17 protein-coding genes and 1 pseudogene are annotated in these 22,267 nt (G+C 63.4%); 14 read left to right on the top strand and 4 right to left on the bottom strand.

Features of this window, described 5'->3' with window-relative positions:
• The first annotated feature begins 94 nt into the window (after nt 1-94).
• From AC1D10_RS28235 to AC1D10_RS28220, 4 genes are read left to right on the top strand one after another with little or no spacing between them, the layout of a single operon-like run.
• Nucleotides 95-1,258, top strand: a complete 1,164-nt coding sequence (locus AC1D10_RS28235) for a glycosyltransferase 87 family protein (RefSeq protein ID WP_477277746.1) — start codon at nt 95-97, stop codon at nt 1,256-1,258.
• Nucleotides 1,251-2,240: a glycosyltransferase family 2 protein gene (locus AC1D10_RS28230; protein ID WP_477277744.1), complete on the top strand. Its 990-nt coding sequence runs from the start codon at nt 1,251-1,253 to the stop codon at nt 2,238-2,240. Before AC1D10_RS28235 ends, AC1D10_RS28230 begins: the two co-directional genes overlap by 8 nt.
• Nucleotides 2,237-3,058 carry a ChbG/HpnK family deacetylase gene (locus AC1D10_RS28225; RefSeq protein ID WP_477277742.1) on the top strand — a complete coding sequence of 274 codons (822 nt, stop codon included), beginning with the start codon at nt 2,237-2,239 and terminating at the stop codon, nt 3,056-3,058. Before AC1D10_RS28230 ends, AC1D10_RS28225 begins: the two co-directional genes overlap by 4 nt.
• Complete coding sequence (locus tag AC1D10_RS28220) at nt 3,055-3,465, top strand: GtrA family protein (RefSeq protein ID WP_379102785.1); 411 nt, start codon at nt 3,055-3,057, stop codon at nt 3,463-3,465. The genes AC1D10_RS28225 and AC1D10_RS28220 overlap by 4 nt, the downstream gene beginning before the upstream one ends.
• A gap of 63 nt (nt 3,466-3,528) precedes the next feature.
• On the opposite strand, the gene AC1D10_RS28215 is transcribed toward AC1D10_RS28220, so the two are convergent.
• The 3 genes from AC1D10_RS28215 to AC1D10_RS28205 form a co-directional block, all read right to left on the bottom strand.
• Complete coding sequence (locus tag AC1D10_RS28215) at nt 3,529-6,660, bottom strand: efflux RND transporter permease subunit (protein WP_477277740.1); 3,132 nt, start codon at nt 6,658-6,660, stop codon at nt 3,529-3,531.
• Nucleotides 6,657-7,820 (bottom strand): efflux RND transporter periplasmic adaptor subunit, encoded by a 1,164-nt coding sequence (locus AC1D10_RS28210; RefSeq protein WP_477277738.1) that lies wholly within the window; start codon nt 7,818-7,820, stop codon nt 6,657-6,659. The genes AC1D10_RS28215 and AC1D10_RS28210 overlap by 4 nt, the downstream gene beginning before the upstream one ends.
• Before the next feature lie 157 nt (nt 7,821-7,977).
• Entirely contained in the window at nt 7,978-8,805 is an 828-nt protein-coding gene (locus AC1D10_RS28205) for a MurR/RpiR family transcriptional regulator (protein WP_477278145.1), read from the bottom strand.
• Between the two features lie 144 nt (nt 8,806-8,949).
• Here AC1D10_RS28205 and AC1D10_RS28200 point away from each other — a divergent pair, with 144 nt between their 5' ends.
• The 9 genes from AC1D10_RS28200 to AC1D10_RS28160 all read left to right on the top strand — a co-directional run bounded on the left by AC1D10_RS28200 (nt 8,950) and on the right by AC1D10_RS28160 (nt 19,778).
• Nucleotides 8,950-9,768, top strand: a complete 819-nt coding sequence (locus AC1D10_RS28200; protein WP_477277736.1) for an N-formylglutamate amidohydrolase — start codon at nt 8,950-8,952, stop codon at nt 9,766-9,768.
• A gap of 20 nt (nt 9,769-9,788) precedes the next feature.
• Nucleotides 9,789-11,351, top strand: a complete 1,563-nt coding sequence (locus AC1D10_RS28195) for an amino acid permease (RefSeq protein ID WP_477277735.1) — start codon at nt 9,789-9,791, stop codon at nt 11,349-11,351.
• A gap of 87 nt (nt 11,352-11,438) precedes the next feature.
• Nucleotides 11,439-12,809 carry a glutamine synthetase family protein gene (locus AC1D10_RS28190; protein WP_477277733.1) on the top strand — a complete coding sequence of 457 codons (1,371 nt, stop codon included), beginning with the start codon at nt 11,439-11,441 and terminating at the stop codon, nt 12,807-12,809.
• A 182-nt stretch (nt 12,810-12,991) separates the two neighbouring features.
• Nucleotides 12,992-14,380, top strand: a complete 1,389-nt coding sequence (locus tag AC1D10_RS28185; RefSeq protein WP_477277731.1) for an aldehyde dehydrogenase family protein — start codon at nt 12,992-12,994, stop codon at nt 14,378-14,380.
• A gap of 16 nt (nt 14,381-14,396) precedes the next feature.
• Nucleotides 14,397-15,569, top strand: coding sequence for an iron-containing alcohol dehydrogenase (locus AC1D10_RS28180; protein WP_379102767.1), 1,173 nt, complete (start codon nt 14,397-14,399; stop codon nt 15,567-15,569).
• A gap of 242 nt (nt 15,570-15,811) precedes the next feature.
• The gene (locus tag AC1D10_RS28175; protein ID WP_477277729.1) at nt 15,812-16,918 is read left to right on the top strand and encodes an ABC transporter substrate-binding protein; all 1,107 of its coding nucleotides are present in this window, start codon (nt 15,812-15,814) and stop codon (nt 16,916-16,918) included.
• 62 nt (nt 16,919-16,980) lie between these two features.
• The gene (locus AC1D10_RS28170; RefSeq protein ID WP_477277727.1) at nt 16,981-17,895 is read left to right on the top strand and encodes an ABC transporter permease; all 915 of its coding nucleotides are present in this window, start codon (nt 16,981-16,983) and stop codon (nt 17,893-17,895) included.
• On the top strand, nt 17,892-18,683 hold the full coding sequence (locus AC1D10_RS28165) for an ABC transporter permease (RefSeq protein WP_477277724.1): 792 nt from the start codon (nt 17,892-17,894) through the stop codon (nt 18,681-18,683). The genes AC1D10_RS28170 and AC1D10_RS28165 overlap by 4 nt, the downstream gene beginning before the upstream one ends.
• Nucleotides 18,684-18,713: 30 nt before the next feature.
• A complete protein-coding gene (locus AC1D10_RS28160) occupies nt 18,714-19,778 on the top strand; it encodes an ABC transporter ATP-binding protein (RefSeq protein ID WP_477277722.1) in 1,065 nt (354 codons plus the stop codon).
• Between the two features lie 116 nt (nt 19,779-19,894).
• Here AC1D10_RS28160 and AC1D10_RS28155 read toward each other — a convergent pair.
• Nucleotides 19,895-20,521: pseudogene (locus tag AC1D10_RS28155) on the bottom strand (glutathione S-transferase family protein).
• A gap of 124 nt (nt 20,522-20,645) precedes the next feature.
• Here AC1D10_RS28155 and AC1D10_RS28150 point away from each other — a divergent pair.
• Nucleotides 20,646-22,196, top strand: coding sequence for a cation:proton antiporter (locus AC1D10_RS28150; RefSeq protein ID WP_477277720.1), 1,551 nt, complete (start codon nt 20,646-20,648; stop codon nt 22,194-22,196).
• Nucleotides 22,197-22,267: the final 71 nt, after the last annotated feature.

Genomic DNA, 22,267 nt, shown 5'->3' with positions numbered 1-22,267 from the left:
CCTATGCCACGCCGCTTTGTCCGTGATATGCCGCCGCCATCGAATGCCGGGCGGTCCAGGCAAGGGCCGTTCCGGGTGGGTGTAGGATGACTAGATGACGATTTCCAAGCCGGTTTTCGACCGTTTGGGGTTTGGCCTGTGGATCGGAGCGTTCCTGGTCGTTCTTGCCTTGGTCCTGTGGTCGCCCGACACGCGTACGGTGTTGCTGGCCTATAGATTTGGCAGCGAGAACCTTCTGGCTGGACGGCCGCTCTACGACCTTCAGTCCGAGATGGGTTATCTCTACGCACCCGCCTTTGCCGCGCTCTATGTTCCGTTGCTGAAGCTTGGCCCGCATCTCGGCGGCCTGGTGTGGCATGTCCTCGGCTTCGCGGTGCTGACCTTCGCTGCAATGCGGCAGGTGCGCAAACTCGGCGGTCAGGAACTGACCTGGCTCCTTTCGTTCGGTCTCTTCCTCGCACTGCCGATTGCGCTCGGCGCGATCCGCAACGGCCAGTCGACCATCTTGCTGACCGGCGCCTGCTGGCTTCTCACTTTGTCGGCGCTGGAAGGGCGGCGTGCCGAAACCTTCTTCTGGGCCTCGCTTGCCGTCATTGCCAAGCCGACCGCGATCATCATGCTGCTCCTGGCAGGAGCGCTGCGACCGCGGCAGATCCCGGTGCTGGTGCTGGCGGTGCTGTTCGTGCTCGCTTTGCCCTACGCTTTCGCGCCAGCCGGTTATCTGAACGACCAGTATCGTGATTTCGCCGGCATGCTGACCTCGATGGCGGTCGACAAGACAACCCACTTTGTTGCCGCCGATTTCACAGCGCCTTTTGCGACGGCAGGGATGCCTATCGCGGAATCCGGCGCCACGGTGGTGCGCTTCGTGGTCGGCCTGTTGACGCTCTCGATCGTGCTCTGGTTCGACCGCAAGCTCGAGCGGGGGACGGCGGGGCTGGCGATCTTCCTGACGGCCGCTTTCTACATGTGCGTCTTCAACCCGCGCGTCGAGCCCAACACCTATGCGATGATCGCCGTGCCTGCCGGTCTCGCCATCGCCCTGCTGTGGCGCGAGGAACGGGGCGGCGTGCTGGCCTCTGTTCTGTCGACGGCGCTGTTTCTGACCGGGCTGAGCGGCGTCGAGCAGCATGTCCACGATATCCTCTACCCTTGGTTCCGGCCGATAGCGGTTGCTTTCATCGCCTGTTCGCTGATCTGGTGGTTCTGGGCCAAGGCACGGGAAAAGGTGGTGAATGCGGGGGTCGCAAATGGCTGAGACGCGGCCGACACTCGATATCGTCGCGCCGTTCTTCAACGAGGCGCCATCGGCATCGGCGTTCGCCGAATTGCTGGCCGCGCTCGAGGCGGCGGTGGCACAGCGCTTCGGCATGACCGTGCACAAGATCCTGGTCGATGACGGCAGCCGCGACGATGGCGCCAAACGGTTTTCGCAGGTGCTGACGGGGTCGTGGCAAATCGTCCGCCTCAGCCGCAATTTCGGCAAGGAGGTCGCCGTGCTCGCCGGCCTCGATCAGTCGCGCGGCGACATGGTGCTGATCATGGACGCCGACCTCCAGCATTCGATGGACATCAGCCTGAAGCTGATCGCCGAGTTGGTGGAACATCCGGACATCGACGTCGTCTACGCACAGAACGACCGGCGCGAGGCCAGCTGGCGGCGCAGCCAGCTGGCTCGGCTTTTCTACAGCTTGATCAACAGCAGCCAGCGTTTCGACATTCCCGAAAATGCCGGCGACTTTCGTGTCATGCGCGGTGCCGTGGCGCGCGCGCTGACCAGCCTGCGTGACAAGCGTCGCTTCAACAAGGGCCTGTTTGCCTGGGCCGGCTTCCGCCAGAAGGCGTTGCCCTATTCGCCCGAGGGTCGCGCCAGCGGCACATCGAAATGGAGCCGGCTCAACCTGATCGCCTTCTCGCTGGAAGGTTTCACCTCGTTTTCCGTCATTCCCCTGCGTCTCATCAGCCTCAGCGGGCTGCTTGCCGCGTTTGCCGGCGCGGTCTACGGCGCCAAGGTGTTCTTCGAGGTGATCTTTTACGGCATTGCCGTCCCCGGCTATCCCAGCCTCCTGGTCGCCGTGGTCCTGCTCGGCGGCCTCAACCTGACCCTTCTCGGCCTGATCGGCGAATATGTCTGGGTCACGCTCAGCGAAAGCAAGGATCGGCCGGTCTATATCGTGCGCGATGTCGTGCGCAGCGACACCGCTTCCGAAAGCCCGGCACCGGGCGCCCCCGACGCATGACGCGGCGCATCCGCCTGATCGCCGACGACTACGGCCTGGCGCCCGGCGTTTCCGCCGCGATCCTCGACCTGCTGGATCGTGGGCGTCTGACCGGCACCGGCTGCATGACCGGCTTTCCGGAATGGGCGCAGGCAGCGGCCCGCATAAAGCCTCTGTGCGGCCGTGTCGCGGTCGGGCTGCATCTCACCTTGACCGACCAGCCAGCCATCACCGGCCGGTCGAGCCTGGCGCCGGAAGGCCGGCTGCCGCCGCTCCGCTCGCTGGCCTTGCCTGTTCTGCGCGGCCGCGTTGACGATCGCGATGTCCATGCAGAACTCGATGCTCAGTACGGGCGCTTCGTCGAAGCACTGGGGCGCCGCCCCGACTTCGTCGACGGGCATCAGCATGTGCATTTCCTTCCCGTCGTGCGCAGATGGCTGCGCGCACGTCTGCATGAGGGAGCCGACAGGCCGGCGCTGCGCGGCGCTCCGGCACTGGCTGGCACATTCGCGTCGGCGCCAAAAGTCGCCGCGATCGCTGCGCTCGCCGCCGGCTTCAACCGGTCGATGCAGGATGCCGGCTTCACCATTTTCGAGCCGCTCGCCGGCATCTACGATTGGCGGCAACCCGAGAAGTTCGCTTCGGTTCTGCAGGCCGCCGTCGAGGCATTGCCGGAACGAGGGCTGTTCATGTGCCACCCCGGCCATGTCGACGAGACGCTGCGCGCGCGTGACCCGATGCAAACCGTGCGCGAGGTCGAATTCGCGGTCCTCGCATCGGATGATTTCGGCGCCAGCCTGGTCCGCGTCGGTGTCGCAATCATGGATGGCAAGGGATGAGCGGCGCGGACCAACCCCGGCGTTCGACGGGCAACAAGATCGTCCGCTTTGCCATTGTCGGACTTGCCAACACAGCCATCGACCTTGCCAGCTTCTTCCTGCTGCTCAAGCTGCAGATGCCGCCGCTGCCCGCCAACATCGCCGCCTGGTTCATCGCCGTCACCTTCTCTTTCGTGGCGAACGGCTTCTGGTCGTTCGAACGCAATCAAGCCATCCGGCTGCGGGATGCGTTCCTTCGTTTCGCCTCGCTCGGGGGGCTGATTTCGCTCGGCGTCTCCAGCCTTTCGATCGCGCTGTTCGCCGGTATCGCCGGGGTGTGGCCGGCAAAGATCGGCGGTGTCGTGGTGGCTGCGGTGCTGAATTTCCTCGCCGCACGCTGGTCGATCGAAGGCCGCTTGCTGAAATAGGCCGTAGATGTTCTTACGAAATTCCGGACGGAAAACCGCTCACACTTTTCCTGGAATTTCTCTCTACTCCGCCGGCTCCACATTGGTGTAGGCGGCTTCCTCGAGTTCACGCTTCAGCCGGGCCTCCTCATGGGTCTTCGGCGTGACGAAGCGGCCAAGCAGGAGATAGGCGACCGGCGTCAGGAACAGCGTCGAGACGGTGGCAAGTCCCAGCCCGCCGACGATGACCCAGCCGAGCGCGACGCGCGCCTCGGCGCCGGCGCCGCTCGCCAGCACCAGCGGCACGCCGCCGAGCACGGTGCAGATCATCGTCATCATCACCGGCCGCACGCGGATGATCGAGGCCTGCTCTATCGCCTCGCGCACGCCAAGCCCGCGATCGCGCAGCTGGTTGGCGAATTCGACGATCAGGATGCCGTTCTTGGCCATCACGCCGACCAGCAGGACCAGGCCGATCTGGCTGTAGGCGTTGAGGCTGGTACCCGAGAGCAGCAAGGCAAAGATGGCGCAGGCGAGACCGAGCGGCACCGTTGCCATGATGATGACGGCGCTGACGAAACTTTCGAACTGGGCGGCAAGCACCAAGAGGATGATGACCAGCGCGAAACCGAAGATGGTCACCATGGCGCTGTTGGTCTCGCCCAGTGTCGCCGCCTCGGCCAATGGCAGGATGCGGCTGCCCGCGGGCAGGAGCGGCGTGGCGATCTCCTCGGCGCGGGTGAGCGCATCGCCAAGCGCGAAGTCGCCATTGAGGTTGGAGGTGATGGCCACCGACGGTTGCTGCTGCTCGCGCGATAGCGACGGCGGCACGGCACGCTCGGTCAGTGTGGCGATGGTCGACATCGGCACGAAGCGACCATCTGCGGTCTTCAGGAAGATGTTTTCCAGGTCGGTCGGATCGTTGATCGGGTTGGTGGTCGAGACCAGCTTCACGCCATAGCTGCGGTCGGCGATGTAGACGTCGACGACGTCGTTGCCGTCGAGCATGGCCTGCAAAGTGTTGGCCAGCCCGGTGATGTCGATGCCGAGGTCGGAGGCGCGCTCGCGGTCGATGGCCACGGCAAGCTGCGGCTGCGTCGGGTCGATGGACAGGCGCGGTGTCTGGTAGCGCGGGTCCTTCTGCATCTCGGCGATGATCTTTACGGCCGCGTCTCCGAGTGCCTTGCGGTCATTGCCGACCAGCGCGAACTGAAGGCCGTTGCCGGCACCGCGAATACCGAGGCTGTTGGGCTGCACAGGGAAGATGCGCACGCTCGGCACCTGCCTGGTCAGCTGGCTGATCTCGGCCATGATCTCCTGCTGGCTGCGGCTGCGCTCGTTCCACGGCGCCAGCGTCATGACCATGAAGCCTGAGTTGTAGGAGCCGTTCTGGCCGGCATTCTCGAACGTGGCCCGGATTTCGCCGGAATCGCGCATCGGCTGGATCAGTTTTTCGATCTTCTGCATCTGCTGGGTCGTGTAGTCGAGGCTGACGCCCTGCGGGGCACTGATGCGCAACAGCACGGCCGCGCGGTCCTCGGTCGGCGTCAGTTCCTGGCGGATGGTGCCGAACAGCGCGAAGGCGGTGCCGGCAAAAAGCACCGCGACCAGAAGCACGATCCACGGCGCGTCGAGGCAGGCGTGCAGGGCGCGCCTGTAGGCTGCATTCAGCGCGCCCCCGATGCGAGCGCCGATGCCGTGGCCGCCTTCATGGTGCAGTGGCGCGCTCGACAGCATGCGCGAGGCAAGCATCGGGCATAGCGTCAGCGCCACCACGCAGGACAAAAGCACCGACATGGCGAGCACGAAGCCGAATTCGCGAAACAGGCCACCGGTCTGGCCGGGCAGGAACGAGATCGGCACGAAGACGGCGACCAGGGTCAGCGTGGTGGCAATGACGGCGAAGAACACTTCCTGGGCGCCGAGGACTGCGGCGGCGCGCGGTCCCATGCCTTCGTTGCGTCGTCGCACGATGTTTTCGAGCACGACGATGGCGTCGTCGACGACCAGTCCCGTCGCCAGCACCAGGGCGAGCAAGGTCAGGATGTTGACCGAGAAGCCGGCCAGATAGATGGCGGCGATGGTGCCGATCATGGCGACCGGCATCGACAGTCCCGGGATCAGCGTTGCGCGCCAGTCGAGCAGAAAGACATAGATGACGATCAGCACCATGGTCACGGACAGGCCAAGCGCGATCTCGACCTCGTGCACCGCGCCGTTGACGAAGACCGCGTCGTCGCTGGTGATCTTGATCGACATGCCCTTGGGCAGGTTCTCCTGCAACTTGGCGACGGCGGCCTGGACACCAGTCGAGATGTCCAGCGTGTTCGATTCCGCCTGGCGGATGATGCCGATGCCGATGCCGGTCTTGCCATCCGAACGCAGCGTGGTCTGGCCGACATCGGGGCCGAGCGTGACGGTGGCGACATCGCGGATGCGTGTCGTGCCACCGACGATGATGTTTTCGAATTCCTCGGGCGTGGTCACGTCCGCCGTCGTGCGCACGATCAGGTCCTGGTTTGTCGTGGTGATCGAACCGGCGGGTGAATCGAAGGCGACAGAGGCAAGCGCCGCCCTGAGGTCGGCAACCGTGAAGCCGAGGCTGGCGAGCTTGTTCTGGTCGACGTCGATGCGGAAGATCTTGTCGCGACCGCCGTAGACCTGGACGTCGGCAACGCCGGGCACGGCGGCCAGTTCGTCCTCGATCTGGTCCTGGACCACCACCGTCATGTCCTGGATCGACATGTTGTCCGAAGTCACCGCCAGTCGCATCACCGGGTCGGAATTGGCGTCGGCCTTGACGATGCGGGGCGGATCGGCCGTGTCCGGCATCTGGTTGGCGACGCGGCCGACGGCATCGCGCACGTCCGAGGCGGCGACGTTGAGGTCGACGCCGTCGTTGAACTCGATGGTGACTCGGCTCGAACCGAAGGAGGAGGAAGACGAGATCGACTTGACGCCGGAGACGCGGGCGACAGCGCCCTCGATGGTGTCGGTCAGTTCACGGTCGACGGTTTCGGCCGCAGCGCCTTCGAAGGCGGTCGTGACCGTGACGACCGCGCGGTCGACGTCAGGCAGTTCGCGGATTTCGACGCCATAGAAGGCGGCGAGGCCGGCGACTGCGATCAGCGTGTTCAGCACGAAGGCCATTACCGGCCTGCGGATGAACAGGGCGGTAAAGCCGGTGTCGCTGGCATCGTTGACGGGACTGGTCATGAGCCTTCGGCGGCGTCCGCGGCGCGCTGCTCTTCGCCGGCGATGCGCACCGCACCGCCCTCGCTGACGCTCTGGGTACCTTCGGTCACCACCATGTCGCCACTGTCGATCTCCGCGTCGATCAGCACGGTTTCGGTGTTGCGCTGAATGATGCGCACCGGGACCCGCCTGGCCTTGCCGTCCTCGATCTGCCAGACATAGGCACCGTCCGAGCCCCAGAGGATCGCCAGCGGGCTGACGGCCGGGTAGGTTTGCCCCGGAAACTTCATGGTGATGCCGAACGACATACCGGCACGCAGCGAATCGGCCGGGTTGGCGATCTTGGCCTTGACCAGCAAGGTGCGGCTCTTTTCATCGATGTGATTGTCGATGGCCGAAACCGTGCCGGTGTAGGCATTGCTGGGATTGGCGATCGGCGTCGCCGTCAATTGTGCGCCGACCTTGACGGCGGCGGCGAAGCGCTCGGGCACGAGGAAATCAACCAGGATGCTGGAACGGTCGTCGAGTGTGGCGATCGCCGACTGGTTGGTCACATAGTTGCCGGCGGCGATCGGCAGGATGCCGACGGTGCCGGCGATTGGCGCGATGATGGAGCGGCGCTGCAGTGCAAGTTCGGCATCGCGAAGGACCAGTTTGGCGACCGCCAGCACCACTTCGGCATCGGCGACGGCGACCGGTGTCGCGGCGTTGGACGCTCGCAGCGATTTCACCCGGTCGAGCTTGTTCTGCGAGTCCTGTAAAACGAGCTTGGCACGATCCTGCGCGATCACCTCGGTCTCGGAATCGAGGGTGGCAATGATCTGTCCCTTTTCGACCCGGGTGCCGGATTCGACCAGCAGTTCGGCAAGGCGGCCGGAGCTGTAGGGATTGACGGTCACCGAGGCATTGGCACGACCGGTGCCGATCGCCTGCAAGCGGTCGTTAATGGTGGCCGAAGTGGCGGCCAGGGCGACCACGTTCACACGCCGGTTGCCGCCATTGCCGCCGTTCGCCTGCTTCGCGTTGGCGGCACCTGTTTCAGCCGGGGGCGTTGCCGCATAAACCCAGTCTATCCCCCAGCGTGCCAGCACGTCCGGTGCGCCCGGAAAAAAGCGCAGCCATGCGGCTGCCGCCACCACCAGCACCACGAGCGCGAAAAGTATCTGTTTCCAGGCGGCCATCGGCACTCCGGTTGGCAAAACGATCCTTCCGTCCACCGGTTCCCCGAAATGAAGCAGACGCAGCGAGGCTATTGTAAGGCAACAGCTCGCCCCGATATCGCGTCTTTATGACAACTCTCCAGTCACTGCGCACATTAAATATACGTAACGTTGACGGCTAACGCAGACCTTCCATCTCGCGGATACGCCGGGCGCCGTCCGCCTCAAGCTGCCTTGTCACGGCACCGATCAGCGTTTCGGCAACGACGAAAAGCGCAGCCGAAGAGTCCCATGCCGACGGCACCGCCGTGCGTCCGGCAATGACATGGCGGGCGAAGCGGGCGATCGGCGACAGCCACTGGTCGGTGAACAGCACGATCTGCACGCCGCGCTGATGTGCCTTCTCGGCGAAGCGGAGGAGGCTGTCCTGGTAGCGCCTGATGTCGAAGATCACCAGCACGTCGCGTTTTCCCATGTCGATCAGCCGGTCGCGCCACATGCTTTCCTGGCCGGCGAGGTGAAAGACATCAGGCTGGATGACGGCGAGGTGGGCGGCCATGTAGCGCGCCAGCGGATCGGTGAAGCGGCCGCCGATCAGGAAGGTCTTGCCGCGCCGGTCGGCGAGGCGGGTCGCGATGTCGTCTAGCTGTTTGTCGGACAGGTGCCTGAACGTCTCGCGCATGTTGTCGAGCGTCGCTTCCAGCATCGGTGACACGGTGCCGCCGCCGGGCGAGGGCGGGTTGAGCGTCCTTGTCGCGGGCGACTGCAATTGCGCCGCCAGTTCGTCCTGCAGGCTCGACTGGAATTCGGGATAGTTCTGGAAGCCGAGCCTGGCAACAAAGCGCAGGATCGTCGGCGAGGAGACGCCGGCCGCGGCCGAGAATTCGGCGACCGTCTTGAGGCCGATCATCGGATAGCTGGCGATCAGCGTCTGGGCCGCGCGCCTCTCACTGGCCGGCATCGTGCCGATGCGGTCGGCGATCAGTTCGGCAATGCTGGAAATCATCTTGTCCCCACCCTTGGCCTGTCCCACGGTCTTTTCCGAAATCGCATTTGACAAAGCCGGACAAACTGTATGAAATCATCCACAGGGACGCAATGAGGCAAAATACGTAACATACGATACAGCGCTCCCCGGGGACGGCAGACTATGGAGAAAGCACGGCCCGCCAGCCTTGCATCGTCTGATACCGTGGGGGTGACCAACCCCGGCGGATCGAGCCCTTTCGTGCTGACCTGCGATCACGCCTCGAATTTCCTGCCGGCCGAATTCGGCACGCTCGGCCTTGCCGCCGAGGACCTGTCCCGCCACATCGCCTGGGATCCCGGCGCGCTGCCGGTTGCCCGGCGCATGGCCGAGGCGCTCGACGCGACGCTGGTGGAAACCCGCATTTCCCGCCTCGTCATCGACTGCAACCGTCCCCTCGACGCGCCCGATCTGGTGCCGCCGGTCAGCGAGACCACGGCGATCCCGGGCAATACCGGCCTGTCGGAAAAGCAGCGAGCGGCGCGTGTCGCCCTGTCGTGGCAGCCGTTCCATGCCGCCATCGAGCAGATCGTCGACGACAGGCTGGCGCGCGGGCAGGCGACCCGCCTGGTTTCCGTGCATTCCTTCACGCCGGTGTACAAGGGCCGCAACCGGCCATGGCATATCGGCATCATCCATGATGAGGACCGCCGGCTGGCGTCACCGCTGATTGGCGCGCTGAAGCGGCTTGCAGGCGTCACCGTCGGCGTCAACGAGCCCTATTCGCCGGCCGACCGCGTCTATTTCACGCTGGAACGCCACGCACGTTCGCGCGGCCTGCCCTGCGCGATGATCGAAATCCGCAACGACGAAATAGCCGGCGAGACCGGGCAGCAGAAATGGGCGGATCTGCTCACGGGCATTTTTTCGGATCTGGAGCCAGAGGAGGCCGGACAAACCAGATCGCATTCAGTCGGAAAGTCAGTTCAATCGGCTAGCTAAGAACCAACAGGGGACTTCCAATGGCAGCACCGGGTTATACTGAAGTAGACAAGAAGGAGGACCTGAAGGTTCTCCACGGTATGGGCTATGCCCAGGAACTGTCGCGAAGCATGAGCCGCTTCTCGAATTTCGCGATCTCCTTCTCGATCATCTGCATCCTTTCAGGCGGCATCAACTCCTTCGCGCAGGCGACATCGTCGATCGGTGGCGCGGGCGCGGGTATCGGCTGGATCGTCGGCTGTTGCGTTTCAGGGTTTTTCGCTCTTGCCATGGCGCAGATCGCCTCGGCATTCCCGACAGCCGGTGGCCTCTATCACTGGTCTTCGATCCTCGGCAACCGCTTCACCGGGTGGCTGACGGCCTGGCTCAACCTGTTTGGCTTGATCACCGTGCTCGGCGCCATCAACATCGGCACCGCTTTCTTCTTTGTTGGAACGTTCGGAAGCTGGTTTGGCATTACCGGAACGCCGGGCGAAATCGTCGGTTTCGTCGCCTTCATCACCGTGCTGCAGGCGCTGTTCAACCATTTCGGCATCAAACTGACCGCAATGCTCACGGATGCTTCGGGATTCCTTATCCTGGGCGCGACAGCGGTGTTGATCGTGGCTTGCCTGGTGTTTGCGCCAGCAATCGACATCACGCGGCTTTGGACCTTCACCAACTATTCGGGTGATGCGGGCGGTGGCGTTTTCCCGCAGACCGATTCCATGAGCTACCTGTTCCTGCTCTGCCTGCTCCTGCCCGTCTACACCATCACTGGCTATGACGCGTCGGCGCACACATCGGAAGAAACGGTGAAGGCCGCGCACTCGGTTCCGCGGGCGATCGTTTCGTCGGTGCTTTGGTCGTCGCTGATCGGTTGGGTCATGCTGTGCGCAATCGTTCTGGCCATTCCGGACCTGGCGGCCGGCGCCAAGCAGGGCTGGAGCGTGTTCTTCTCGACCATGGACGCGATCCTGCCGGTGTGGCTGAAGGAACTGCTCTATTTTGCAATCCTGATCTCGCAGTTCCTCTGCGGTCTCGCCACCGTGACCTCGGCTTCGCGCATGCTGTTTGCCTTCTCTCGCGACGGCGGCATGCCCGTTGGCTCGGCGGCTCTCGCCAAGGTCAGCCAAGCCTGGCGTACGCCGGTCAACGCGATCTGGACGGCCGCGATCCTTGAGATCCTGTATGTGTTCCTCGCCCAGTTTATTTCGATCGGCGGCACCAACATCTACACCATCGTCGTCAACTCGACGCTGGTGTTCCTGTTCCTGTCGTTCACCATCCCGATCGCGCTCGGCATGATCACATTCGGCACGGCCAAGTGGCCCAATCCTGGCCCCTGGAACCTGGGCGCCGGACTGTTCAAGCTGTTCTGCGCGCTGTCGATTATCGGCATGGTGATCATCTTCTACATCGCCATCCAGCCGCCGAACGACAAGGTGCTTTACATCACCATAGGCTTCATTGTGCTGACTGCCGTGCTTTGGTTCGGTTTCGAGAACCGCCGCTTCCAGGGCCCGCCGATCGGCGACCAGATTGCCAAGCGCCAGGCCGCAATCGCGGCCGCCGAGGTGGCCATAGGCGAGACCGGCCACTGAGGCTCCCTACCATCACCATGGCCGGCTGTTTGCCGGCCATGGTTTCGTTTACCCCGTTCAAAGACCAAGCGCTGGAGTGCCAAAAGAATGGCCGGAAATTTGTCGTTCGATCAGTTGAAGAAAGCGGTCTCCAGCGGTGAGATCGATACGGTGCTGGCCTGCATCGTCGATCTACAGGGCCGGCTCGCGGGAAAGCGGTTCCTGGCCCAGTATTTCGTCGACTCCGCCCACGACGAGACGCATGGCTGCAACTATCTGCTGGCCGCCGACATCGATATGGAGCCGGTGCCCGGCTACAAGGCGGCAAGCTGGTCGAAAGGCTATGGCGACTTCGTCATGAAGCCTGATCTGGCGACGCTGCGGCGCATTCCATGGCTGGAAAAAACGGCGCTGGTGATTTGCGACGTGCTCGACCACCACACCCATGACGACCTGCCGCATTCGCCGCGCGCGATCCTCAGGAAGCAGGTCAAACGGCTGAGCGAGCGCGGCTATATCGGCTATTTCGCCTCCGAGCTCGAATTCTACCTGTTCAACGAGACCTACGATTCCGCCCGCAAGAAACACTGGCAGGGCCTCGACACTGCGTCGCCCTATATCGGCGACTACCAGATCGGCATCACCACCAAGGAAGAAGGCGTCATGCGCCGGCTTCGCAACGAGATGGACGCGGCCGGCATCCCGATCGAGAACTCCAAGGGCGAGTGGGGTCCGGGTCAGGAAGAGATCAACGTGCGCTACGCCGAGGCGCTCGACATGGCCGACCGCCACGTCATCCTCAAGAACGGCGCCAAGGAGATTGCCGAGTCGGAAGGCAAGGCGATCTCCTTCATGTCCAAGTACAATTACGGGCTCGCCGGCAATTCCAGCCACATCCACAATTCGCTGTGGAGCGCCGACGGCAAGACGCCGCTGTTCTTCGACAAAAAGGCCGACTGGACACTGTCGACGCTTGGCCAGCAATGGGCGGCCGGACAGCTGAAGTACGCCAAGGAATTTACCTGGTTCCTGGCGCCCTACATCAACTCCTACAAGCGCTTCCAGGCCGGCACCTTCGCGCCGACCAAGATCATGTGGAGCGAGGACAACCGCACCGCCGGCTTCCGCCTGTGCGGCGAGGGCACCAAGGGCATCCGCATGGAATGCCGCATCGGTGGCGCCGACCTTAACCCCTATCTCGCCTTTGCGGCACTGATCGCCGCTGGCCTTGCCGGCATCGATGAGAAGCTCGAACTGCAGAAACCCTTCGTCGGCGATGCCTATCAGGCGTCGCGCCTGCCGGAGATTCCAAAGACGCTGCGCGACGCAACCGAGACGCTGGCGAAATCGAAGATGCTCAAGCACGCACTCGGCGAGGATGTGCTCGAACACTATGTCCACACCGCAAAGTGGGAGCAGTTCGAATACGACCGCCGCATTACGGATTGGGAACTGCACAGGGGGTTCGAGCGGTATTAAACCAACCTGCGAACCTTGGCGCCGCCCCTCGCCCTTACCCTCTCCCGCGAAGAACGGGGGAGAGGGGGATGTCAGTGCCAGAGTGGTTCCCTCACCGTCACCATGCGGGCAGAAGGTGCCGGCAGGCGGATGAGGGCAGCGCCAAGCCAAAAGATTTTTTGTAGAATGCGAGGACTTACAAGATGACCGAAACGGTCAAACTCATATCCCCCGTCGATGGCTCGATCTATGCCGAGCGGCCCGTGGCAACGGACCAGGCGATCAACGCCGCGGTCGAGCGCGCCAAGGCGGCGCAAGAGAAATGGGCTGAGACGCCGATCGTCGAGCGCGGCAAGTACATGCTGGCGATGCTCGAAGCCCTGGTCGCGATGACCGACGAGATCGTGCCGGAGATCGCCTGGCAGATGGGGCGGCCCGTGCGCTATGGCGGCGAGTTCGGCGGCGTCAAGGAACGCACCAACTACATGGTCGAGATCGCCGAGCAGGCGCTGAAATCCGTGCCGGCTTCCAACCCGAAGGATGGCTTCCGCCGCTATGTGAAGAAAGACCCGCTCGGCGTGGTCATGGTGATCGCGCCGTGGAACTATCCCTATCTCACGGCGGTCAACACCATCGTACCGGCGCTGATGGCCGGCAACGCCGTCATCCTCAAGCATGCGGCGCAGACACTTCTGGTCGGCGAGCGTTTTCAACAGGCTTTCGACAAGGTCGGCCTGCCCAAGGGTGTGTTCCAGAATGTCGTGCTCAACCATGCGCAGACCGAAAAGCTGCTCGGCTCCGGCAAGATCGACCATGTCAACTTCACCGGTTCTGTCGGCGGCGGCCGCGCCATAGAGAGGGCAGCGGCGGGCACCTTCATGACGCTCGGTCTCGAGCTTGGCGGCAAGGATCCGGCCTATGTGCTGCCCGACGCCAAGATGGACCATGCGGTCGCCAATCTGGTCGACGGCGCCTTCTACAATTCCGGCCAGTGCTGCTGCGGCATCGAACGCGTCTATGTGCATGAAAAGGTCTATGACGAGTTCGTCGAGGGCTTCATCGCCGAGACCAAGAACTATGTCGTCGGCAATCCGCTCGACCAGGCGACGACATTGGGGCCGATGGCGCAGGCGCGTTTCGCCGACCTGATCCGCGAGCAGAAAGCCGAGGCGCTGCGCAAGGGTGCGGTGGCGCACATCAACATGAAGGTGGCTAACGACAAGGCCGGCTCGCCCTATCTGGCACCGGAAGTGCTGACTGATGTCGACCACCAGATGAGCGTCATGCGCGAGGAAAGCTTCGGCCCGATCGTCGGCATCATGAAGGTGCGCAACGACGAAGAGGCGATCGCGCTGATGAACGATAGCCCCTACGGGCTGACGGCTTCGATCTGGACGCGCGACACAGAGCATGCGGTGGCGATCGGCAACCGCGTCGAGACCGGCACGGTGTTCATGAACCGCTGCGATTACCTCGATCCGGCCCTGGTCTGGACCGGCGTCAAAGACACCGGCAAGGGCGCCGGCCTGTCCGCCATCGGCTACGACAATCTGACCAGGCCGAAGTCCTTCCACCTGCGCGAAGCCATCTGATTTTCGAAAGATAAAAATGTCCAAGCTGATCTCCAAATGGAACTACCCCACCACCGTCCGCTTCGGCGCCGGGCGCATCAAGGAATTGCCTGAGGTTCTGGCGGCCACCGGCATCAAGCGGCCGCTGTTCGTCACTGATCCGGGCCTGGCGAAATTGCCGGTCGTCGCCTCGACCCTGCAGATCCTCGACGATGCCAAGGTCCCCTATGGCGTCTTTTCCGAGGTGAGGCCGAACCCGGTCGAGTCCAACCTGACCGCCGGCATCGCGGTGTTCAAGAAGGGCAAGCATGACGGTGTCATCGCCTTCGGCGGCGGCTCGGCGCTCGATCTCGGCAAGCTGATCGCCTTCCAGGCCGGCCAGACGCGGCCGGTGTGGGATTTCGAGGATGTGGACGACTGGTGGACGCGCGCCAATTCCGATGCGATCGCGCCCATCATCGCCGTGCCGACCACCGCCGGCACCGGATCGGAGGTCGGCCGCGCCGGCGTCATCACCAACGAGGCGACGCACACCAAGAAGGTCATCTTCCATCCCAAATTGTTGCCGGCCATCGTCATTGCCGATCCGGAACTGTCGGTCGGCATGCCCGGCTTCATCACCGCAGGCACCGGCATGGACGCGCTGGCCCACTGCCTCGAGGCCTATTGCGCGCCGGGCTATCACCCGATGGCTGACGGCATCGCCGTCGAAGGTGTCAGGCTGGTCTTCGAGAACCTGCCGAAGGCCTATGCCAACGGCAAGGATCTCGTCGCGCGCGCCCATATGATGAGCGCTGCCGCCATGGGCGCCACCGCCTTCCAGAAGGGGCTTGGCGCCATCCACTCGCTGTCGCATCCGGTCGGCGCGCTCTACGATACCCATCACGGCATGACCAATGCGGTCTTCATGCCTTATGTGCTGGCCTTCAACCGGGACTCCATCGAGGAGCGCATCGGCCGCCTCGCCGCCTATTGCGGCATCAAGGGCGGCTTCGACGGCTTCGCCAAGGCGATCATCAAGCTGCGCAAGGAGTTGAAGGTGCCGCATGCGCTGCCTGGCCTGATCAAGGGGCTCGACATGGACAAGAAGCGCAAGGCCCTGATCGCCGACATGGCGGTGGTCGATCCGACGGCCGGCGGCAACCCGGTCAAGCTGACCAAGAAGGCCGCGCTGACCTTGCTCGAAAACGCCATCGCCGGCACGGTCTGAGGCGTTTTCCGCGCAGGAAATTGATCTGAAAAGGGGCTACAAAAACAAGGGGGAGGATAACGGGCAAGGCAGAAACTAGTTAGCCGGAAAAAGAATCGCGAGGCGATTGCTACAACCGGTTAAAAAGAGTTTACTTTTTCACACTGCGAGCCGCCGGTTTCACAAAGCTTTCATCTGGCTGTCACATGAAAACGATACCGGATCGCAGGCGTCCAACGGCGTCAGTTCAACGGAGAGAACACATGTTCAAATTCACGGGGAAACTGCTTTCCCTTTCGGCCGCGACCCTTATGGTGTCGTCGGTGATTTCGTCCGCGGCTTCGCTGGACGATCTCGTCAAGGCGGCCAAGGCCGAAGGCCAGCTCACCACCATAGCCTTGCCGCATGACTGGTGCGGCTACGGCGACGTCATCGCCGGCTTCAAGGCGAAATATCCGGAAATCACTGTCAACGAACTCAACCCCGATGCCGGCTCCGGTGACGAGGTCGAGGCGATCAAGGCGAACAAGGACAACAAGGGTCCGCAGGCGCCTGACGTCATCGACGTCGGCCTGTCCTTCGGTCCGTCCGCCAAGAAGGATGGTCTGATCCAGCCTTACAAGGTGTCGACCTGGGACTCGATCCCCGACAGCGCCAAGGATGCTGACGGCTTCTGGACCGGCGACTATTACGGCGTGCTGTCCTTCCAGGTGAACAAGGACATCGTCAAGGAAGCTCCGGCTGACTGGGCCGACCTGCTGAAGCCGGAATTCGCCAACGCCGTCGCGCTCGCCGGTGATCCGCGTGCTTCGAACCAGGCTATCCAGGGCGTTTATGCCGCTGGCCTGTCGTCGGGCGCCGCCGCTGGTGAAGCCGCCGGTACCGCCGGCCTCGACTTCTTCAAGAAGCTCAACGCCGCCGGCAATTTCGTTCCGGTCATCGGCAAGGCGGCGACGCTCGCCCAGGGCCAGACCCCGATCCTGATCACATGGGACTACAACGCGCTCGCCGGCCGCGACACGCTGAAGGGCAACCCGCCCGTCGACGTCGTCGTGCCGAAGACCGGTGTCGTCGCTGGTGTCTACGTGCAGGCGATCAGCGCCTACGCGCCGCATCCGAACGCTGCCAAGCTCTGGCTGGAATACCTCTACTCCGACGAAGGCCAGATCGGCTGGCTGAAGGGCTATTGCCACCCGATCCGCTTCAACGATCTTGCCAAGAACGGCAAGATTCCGGCGGACGTGCTGGCCAAGCTGCCGCCGGCCGAATCCTATGCCGCGGCCGTGTTCCCGACGCTCGAGGAGCAGGCCAAGTCCAAGGAAGCCATCACCAAGAACTGGGATGCCGTCGTCGGCGCCAACGTCAAGTAATCCACACCATGCCGGGCGGCCTCGGGCCGCCCGGTCCTTTTCTCGAAGACGGTAGCCGGCGCATGACCGATATCTCAATGTCCGACCACGCTGTTACCGGGAAGACCGCGCCTCCCGCCGAGGCACGCAGCATGAGGCTGCCGACACAGTGGCTCGGCGTCGCCCCCTTCTTCATCTTCGCCATCATGTTCCTGATCCTGCCCACGCTCTATCTGATGCTGGGCGCATTCCAGAATGATGCGGGTGAGTTCACCTTCGAAAATATCGCAGCCCTGGCGCAGCCGTCGATCGTTGCCGCCTACTGGATCTCGATCAAGGTCAGCCTTGCCTCATCGTTGATTGGTGCCTTCGCCGGTCTCGCCATCGCCATCGCCATCGTGCGCGGCGGCCTGCCGGAGTGGATACGCTCGGCGACGCTGACCTTCTCCGGTGTCGCTTCCAATTTCGCCGGCGTGCCGCTGGCTTTCGCCTTTATCGCCACGCTCGGCCGGCTTGGCCTTGCCACGGTGATCCTCAACACCGTGTTCGGCCTCAATATCTACGCTCACGGCTTCAACATCCTGTCGTTCTGGGGGCTGACGCTGACCTATGTCTACTTCCAGATCCCGCTGATGGTGGTGATCATCGTGCCGGCAATCGACGGGTTGAAGAAGGAATGGGGCGAGGCCGCCGCAACGCTCGGTGCAACCATGGCGCAATACTGGCGTATGGTGGTCATCCCGGTGATCTGGCCGAGTTTCCTCGGCACGGTCATCCTTTTGTTCGCCAACGCCTTCGGCGCCATCGCCACCGCCTATGCGCTGACCGGCTCGTCGCTCAACATCGTGCCGATCCTGCTGTACGCACAGATCCGCGGCGATGTGCTGCACAATGCCCATCTCGGCTACGCGATCGCCTTCGGCATGATCTTCATCACCGGCCTTGCCAATGTCTTCTACATCTGGTTCCGGACCCGTTCCGAGAGGTGGCTGAAATGAAGTCGGGAAAGTTCTGGGCCTGGGTCGTCTTCGCGCTGGGCGCGGCCTATTTCTTCATCCCGCTGATCGCGACCGTGGAGTTCTCCATGCGCATGCGGCGCGGCGTCTATTCCTTCGACGCCTACAAGGTCGTGCTGGGCGACGCCCGCTTCCAGGCAACCTTCGGCTATTCGGTGCTGGCTGCCGTTTTCACCATCATTCTCGGCGTGCTGATCGTGGTGCCCGCCGCCTACTGGATCCGGCTGCGCCTGCCGCAGCTGCGTCCCGTCGTCGAGTTCATCACATTGTTGCCGCTGGTCATTCCGGCCATCGTCATCGTCTTCGGCTATATCAGAATGTACGGTTCGAACTCGCCGCTGCCGTTCCTGGCCAGCGACACCGGTACGAACGCCCTGCTGGTCATCGGCTATGCCACGCTGTCGCTGCCGTATATGTACCGTGCGGTCGACACTGGGCTTAGAACCATCGATGTGCGCACGCTGACGGAGGCGGCGCAGATCCTTGGCGCCGGCTGGTCGACGATCATCACGCGCGTTATCCTGCCCAATGTCCTGATCGCGGTGTTGTCGGGTGCATTCCTGACCTTTGCGATCGTCATCGGCGAGTTCACCATGGCCAGCCTGCTCAACCGGCCCGCTTTCGGTCCGTATCTACAGAACATCGGCGCCAACCGCGCCTATGAGCCGGCAGCCCTTGCCATCATCGCCTTTGCCATCACCTGGGGCTGCATGTCGCTGATCCAGATTCTGTCCCGCTTCGCGCCGCGATCGGCGAACCGCCCCAATTGATCGAAAAGTACTGATCGAAAGAACAACACCATGGCCGACCCGTTTCTCTCCATCCAGCACGTGCGAAAATCCTTCGGTGCCACCACGGTGGTGGAGGATTTCAATCTCGATGTCGAGCGTGGCGAATTCGTCTCGTTCCTTGGTCCGTCCGGCTGCGGCAAGACCACCGTGCTGCGCATGGTGGCGGGCTTCGAGGAGCCGACCGCCGGCAAGATCGTCGTCGGTGGCAAGGACATCACGAGGCTGAAGCCCAACCAGCGCAATGTCGGCATGGTGTTCCAGGCCTACGCGCTGTTCCCGAACCTGACGGTGGCGCAGAACATAGGCTTCGGCCTGAAGGTCGCCGGCATGCCCAGGGCGGACATCGATGCGCGTGTCGCCGAGATGCTCGGCATCATCAAGCTGCCGCAGATGGCGGACCGCTATCCCTACCAGCTCTCGGGCGGCCAGCAGCAGCGCATAGCACTGGCCCGCGCCATCGCGCCGAAGCCGAAGCTGCTGCTGCTCGACGAACCGCTTTCGGCGCTCGACGCCAAGGTGCGCGTGTCGCTGCGCGAGGAAATCCGCTCGATCCAGAAGAAGCTCGGCATCACCACCATTTTCGTCACGCATGACCAGGAAGAGGCGCTGTCGATCTCGGACCGCATCGCCGTGATGTACGGCGGCAAGGCCGAGCAGGTCGGCACGCCGTTCGAGATCTACAACCGGCCGGCAACCAAGTTCGTCGCCAATTTCGTCGGCACGCTGAACGTTCTCGAAGGCACCGTCACCGATGCCTCGACCGGCACGGTGCAGGTCAACACGCAGGAAGTTTCACTCAAGGGCAAGCTCAACGGTTCCAAGGCCGGCGACACGCTGTCGCTGGCGTTGCGTCCCGAGGCCATATCGCTCGGCCGCCAGCCGGGCCGCGACTCCAGCCTGTCCGGCGAAATCTCCGAGGTGCATTTTCTCGGCTCGGTCATCCGGGTTCGCGTCGGCATCGGCGGCAGCACGGTCTCGCTCGACACGTTCAACAGCCCGGCAACGCCGCCACCTGCTGTTGGTGAAAAGGCCGAGATCTCGTTTTCGTCGAGCGACATGCTGGTGCTGCACTAGGCTGCGTGCTCACGTCCTCAGAAGTACGCTCCGCTCCGGTTCCCGGAACCCGGCATTGTCGGACTCGGCCTTACCTCAATCTCGACACACCCTGGGTCTGGCCAAATCAGGCGTTCTCAAGCCGGCGCAATGAACGGCTGTGAGACTGCTTGAAAGACTGGCAGCGCTTCCATCCGTGCGGAGTGAGCTTTCAATGAAGGGAAGGTCGCAAGCGACACGAGCCCCGGATGCGCCTCGCCGATGAAACGGAGCACGGCGGCAACCGCGATGTCGGCGTGACCGATGCGGTCGCCGAACCAATAGGGTGTCGACCTGCCCTGACGATCGGCCTCCAGCACGGCAAGGACGGCCCCGATCTGCGTGCGGCAACGCCCGGCCCAGAGGTCGGAGACTTTGTCGTGCAGTCGCGTCTCGTAGAACAGGCTGACCGCCTTGTCGCCGAGGCCGGTCGCCAGAGCTGATATCTTCATCGCCTGATGGCGCGCGGGCTCATCTGTCGGAAACATCCTTCGGTCTCATGGAACAAGGCTGTCGAGATAGTCGAGCATGAGGTGGCTTTCGATCAGCACCTCGCCATTGTCCAGCACCAGGGTCGGCACCCGCGTCAGCGGATTGTAGGAGCGGATCTTGTCGGCATCGCCGAAGGCCGACCACGGACGGTGCTCGTAAGCCATGCCATACAGGGTCAGCGCAATGCCGACGCGGCGAACGAAAGGCGAGTCATATTGGCCAATCAGGATCATGACCGATGCTTACAGGCCGATCGGCGGCCTGCATACGGCCACCCGGGCTGGACCTGCTGGACAATCAACACCATGCTGTCACCTTGTCCCTGCTGATCAACCTGCCAGCCGCTAAGATGATGTCATGGCTCTTTTCGAACTGACCCTTGTCCTGCTTTTGACCGCAGTCGCGCTGACGGCGCTGTCGCGGCGGCTGGAGATACCCTATCCTTCACTGCTGGCTCTGGCCGGCGTCGGTCTCGCTTTCGTACCGGGCGCGCCGACGATCGAGATCGACCCGGAGCTGGCGCTGGCGCTGTTCATCGCGCCCGTGCTTCTGGATGCCGCCTACGACACATCGTTGCGGGACCTCAACCGCTATCGGCTGCCGCTCGTGGCTCTGGCGCTCGGCGCCGTCACCTTCACCACGGCGATCGTTGCTTTCGTCGGCTGGAAAATGGCCGGACTGCCGATTGCCGCGGCGATAGCGCTCGGCGCCATCGTCGCGCCGCCCGACGCGGTCGCGGCGTCGGCCGTGCTCGGGCAGTTCAAGGTGCCGCACCGCATCACCGCAATCCTGCAGGGCGAGAGCCTGCTCAACGATGCCACCGCGCTCCTGATCTACCGGTTGGCGGTTTCGGCGACGCTCGGCACGATCATGCTGAGCAACGCCATACCGACGATCCTGTTGTCGACGATCGGCAGCCTGGTCGCGGGTTATCTGCTTGGCCGCTTCTCGCTGCTGACGCTCACCAGGATCGAGGATGCGGCGAGCAGCACGGTGGTGCAATTCGCCGGAACTTTCGGCGTCTGGATCCTGGCCGACAGGCTGGGCCTTTCGGCCATCATCACCATCGTCGTCTATGCCATGACCATCGCACGCAGGGCGCCGCGCCGTATGTCGGCAAGGCGGCGCGTCAGCACCTATTCGGTCTGGGAGTCGGCGGTCTTCGTGCTCAACGTGCTGGCCTTTGTTCTGATGGGCCTGCAGGCCCGGTCGATCGTCGGCCGGCTTGCCGGGGAAGGGCAGGGCGAGGCGTTCGTCTTCGCCGCAACGGTGCTTGCCGTCGTCATCGTGTCGCGCCTCGTCTGGGTGCTGGGTTACGGCGTCATCATACGATCGCTTGCCCGCTTCGGCAGCGAGGACCAAAGGCGAGAAGCGCCGTCGGTTCGTGGCGGTGTGCTTGTCGGCTGGTGCGGGATGCGCGGGCTGGTGACGCTGGTGGCCGCCATTGCCTTGCCGGCCAACTTTCCCGGTCGCGATCCGATCGTGCTTGCCGCCTTCGCGGTCGTCCTTGGCACGCTGGTGCTGCAAGGGATGACGCTGAAGCCGCTGCTGCGCCTGCTCAACTTCGACCCGGACACGACAGTCGACCGCGAAGTGGCGCAGGCACGTGTCGCCGTCATGCAGGCGGCGCTCAACGTGTTGAGCGGCAAGACTTCGAATGCGGCTGCCGCCGTGCGGGAACAATATACGGCCCAGCGCACAATCGCCGAAAACCCGGAAAACGCTCAGGCGGCGACGGAGTATGACCGGCTGCGCCTCTATGCCATCAACAGCCAGCGCGACGCGCTGGAGGAACTGCGCCGCAATGGCACGATCGGCGATGAGGCCTATCACCGACTGGAGGAGGAGATCGACTGGACGGAGCTGGCAGCTTCGCCGGCTGGCCGGTTCCAGCCGCTGACGACCTAGCTGCTGGCCCAGTTCCGCCATCCGCCCGGTACATTGCAACCGTGGCACCGAACCGTTACTGCCATCAGCGA

This window comes from Mesorhizobium sp. P2_A8 (assembly GCF_056404935.1).
The sequence above is the reverse complement of the archived record's forward strand: the minus strand, read 5'-3'. Positions and strand labels throughout refer to the sequence as shown.

What these genes read in the sequence shown, in the direction of transcription:
- AC1D10_RS28195 (WP_477277735.1), top strand. Translation starts at nt 9,789, where the DNA reads ATGGCAGCACCGGGTTATACTGAAGTAGACAAGAAGGAGGACCTGAAG.
- AC1D10_RS28160 (WP_477277722.1), top strand. Translation starts at nt 18,714, where the DNA reads ATGGCCGACCCGTTTCTCTCCATCCAGCACGTGCGAAAATCCTTCGGT.
- AC1D10_RS28210 (WP_477277738.1), bottom strand. Translation starts at nt 7,820, where the DNA reads ATGGCCGCCTGGAAACAGATACTTTTCGCGCTCGTGGTGCTGGTGGTG.
- AC1D10_RS28225 (WP_477277742.1), top strand. Translation starts at nt 2,237, where the DNA reads ATGACGCGGCGCATCCGCCTGATCGCCGACGACTACGGCCTGGCGCCC.
- AC1D10_RS28205 (WP_477278145.1), bottom strand. Translation starts at nt 8,805, where the DNA reads ATGATTTCCAGCATTGCCGAACTGATCGCCGACCGCATCGGCACGATG.
- AC1D10_RS28150 (WP_477277720.1), top strand. Translation starts at nt 20,646, where the DNA reads ATGGCTCTTTTCGAACTGACCCTTGTCCTGCTTTTGACCGCAGTCGCG.
- AC1D10_RS28170 (WP_477277727.1), top strand. Translation starts at nt 16,981, where the DNA reads ATGACCGATATCTCAATGTCCGACCACGCTGTTACCGGGAAGACCGCG.
- AC1D10_RS28175 (WP_477277729.1), top strand. Translation starts at nt 15,812, where the DNA reads ATGTTCAAATTCACGGGGAAACTGCTTTCCCTTTCGGCCGCGACCCTT.
- AC1D10_RS28200 (WP_477277736.1), top strand. Translation starts at nt 8,950, where the DNA reads ATGGAGAAAGCACGGCCCGCCAGCCTTGCATCGTCTGATACCGTGGGG.
- AC1D10_RS28215 (WP_477277740.1), bottom strand. Translation starts at nt 6,660, where the DNA reads ATGACCAGTCCCGTCAACGATGCCAGCGACACCGGCTTTACCGCCCTG.
- AC1D10_RS28190 (WP_477277733.1), top strand. Translation starts at nt 11,439, where the DNA reads ATGGCCGGAAATTTGTCGTTCGATCAGTTGAAGAAAGCGGTCTCCAGC.
- AC1D10_RS28165 (WP_477277724.1), top strand. Translation starts at nt 17,892, where the DNA reads ATGAAGTCGGGAAAGTTCTGGGCCTGGGTCGTCTTCGCGCTGGGCGCG.
- AC1D10_RS28220 (WP_379102785.1), top strand. Translation starts at nt 3,055, where the DNA reads ATGAGCGGCGCGGACCAACCCCGGCGTTCGACGGGCAACAAGATCGTC.
- AC1D10_RS28185 (WP_477277731.1), top strand. Translation starts at nt 12,992, where the DNA reads ATGACCGAAACGGTCAAACTCATATCCCCCGTCGATGGCTCGATCTAT.
- AC1D10_RS28235 (WP_477277746.1), top strand. Translation starts at nt 95, where the DNA reads ATGACGATTTCCAAGCCGGTTTTCGACCGTTTGGGGTTTGGCCTGTGG.
- AC1D10_RS28230 (WP_477277744.1), top strand. Translation starts at nt 1,251, where the DNA reads ATGGCTGAGACGCGGCCGACACTCGATATCGTCGCGCCGTTCTTCAAC.
- AC1D10_RS28180 (WP_379102767.1), top strand. Translation starts at nt 14,397, where the DNA reads ATGTCCAAGCTGATCTCCAAATGGAACTACCCCACCACCGTCCGCTTC.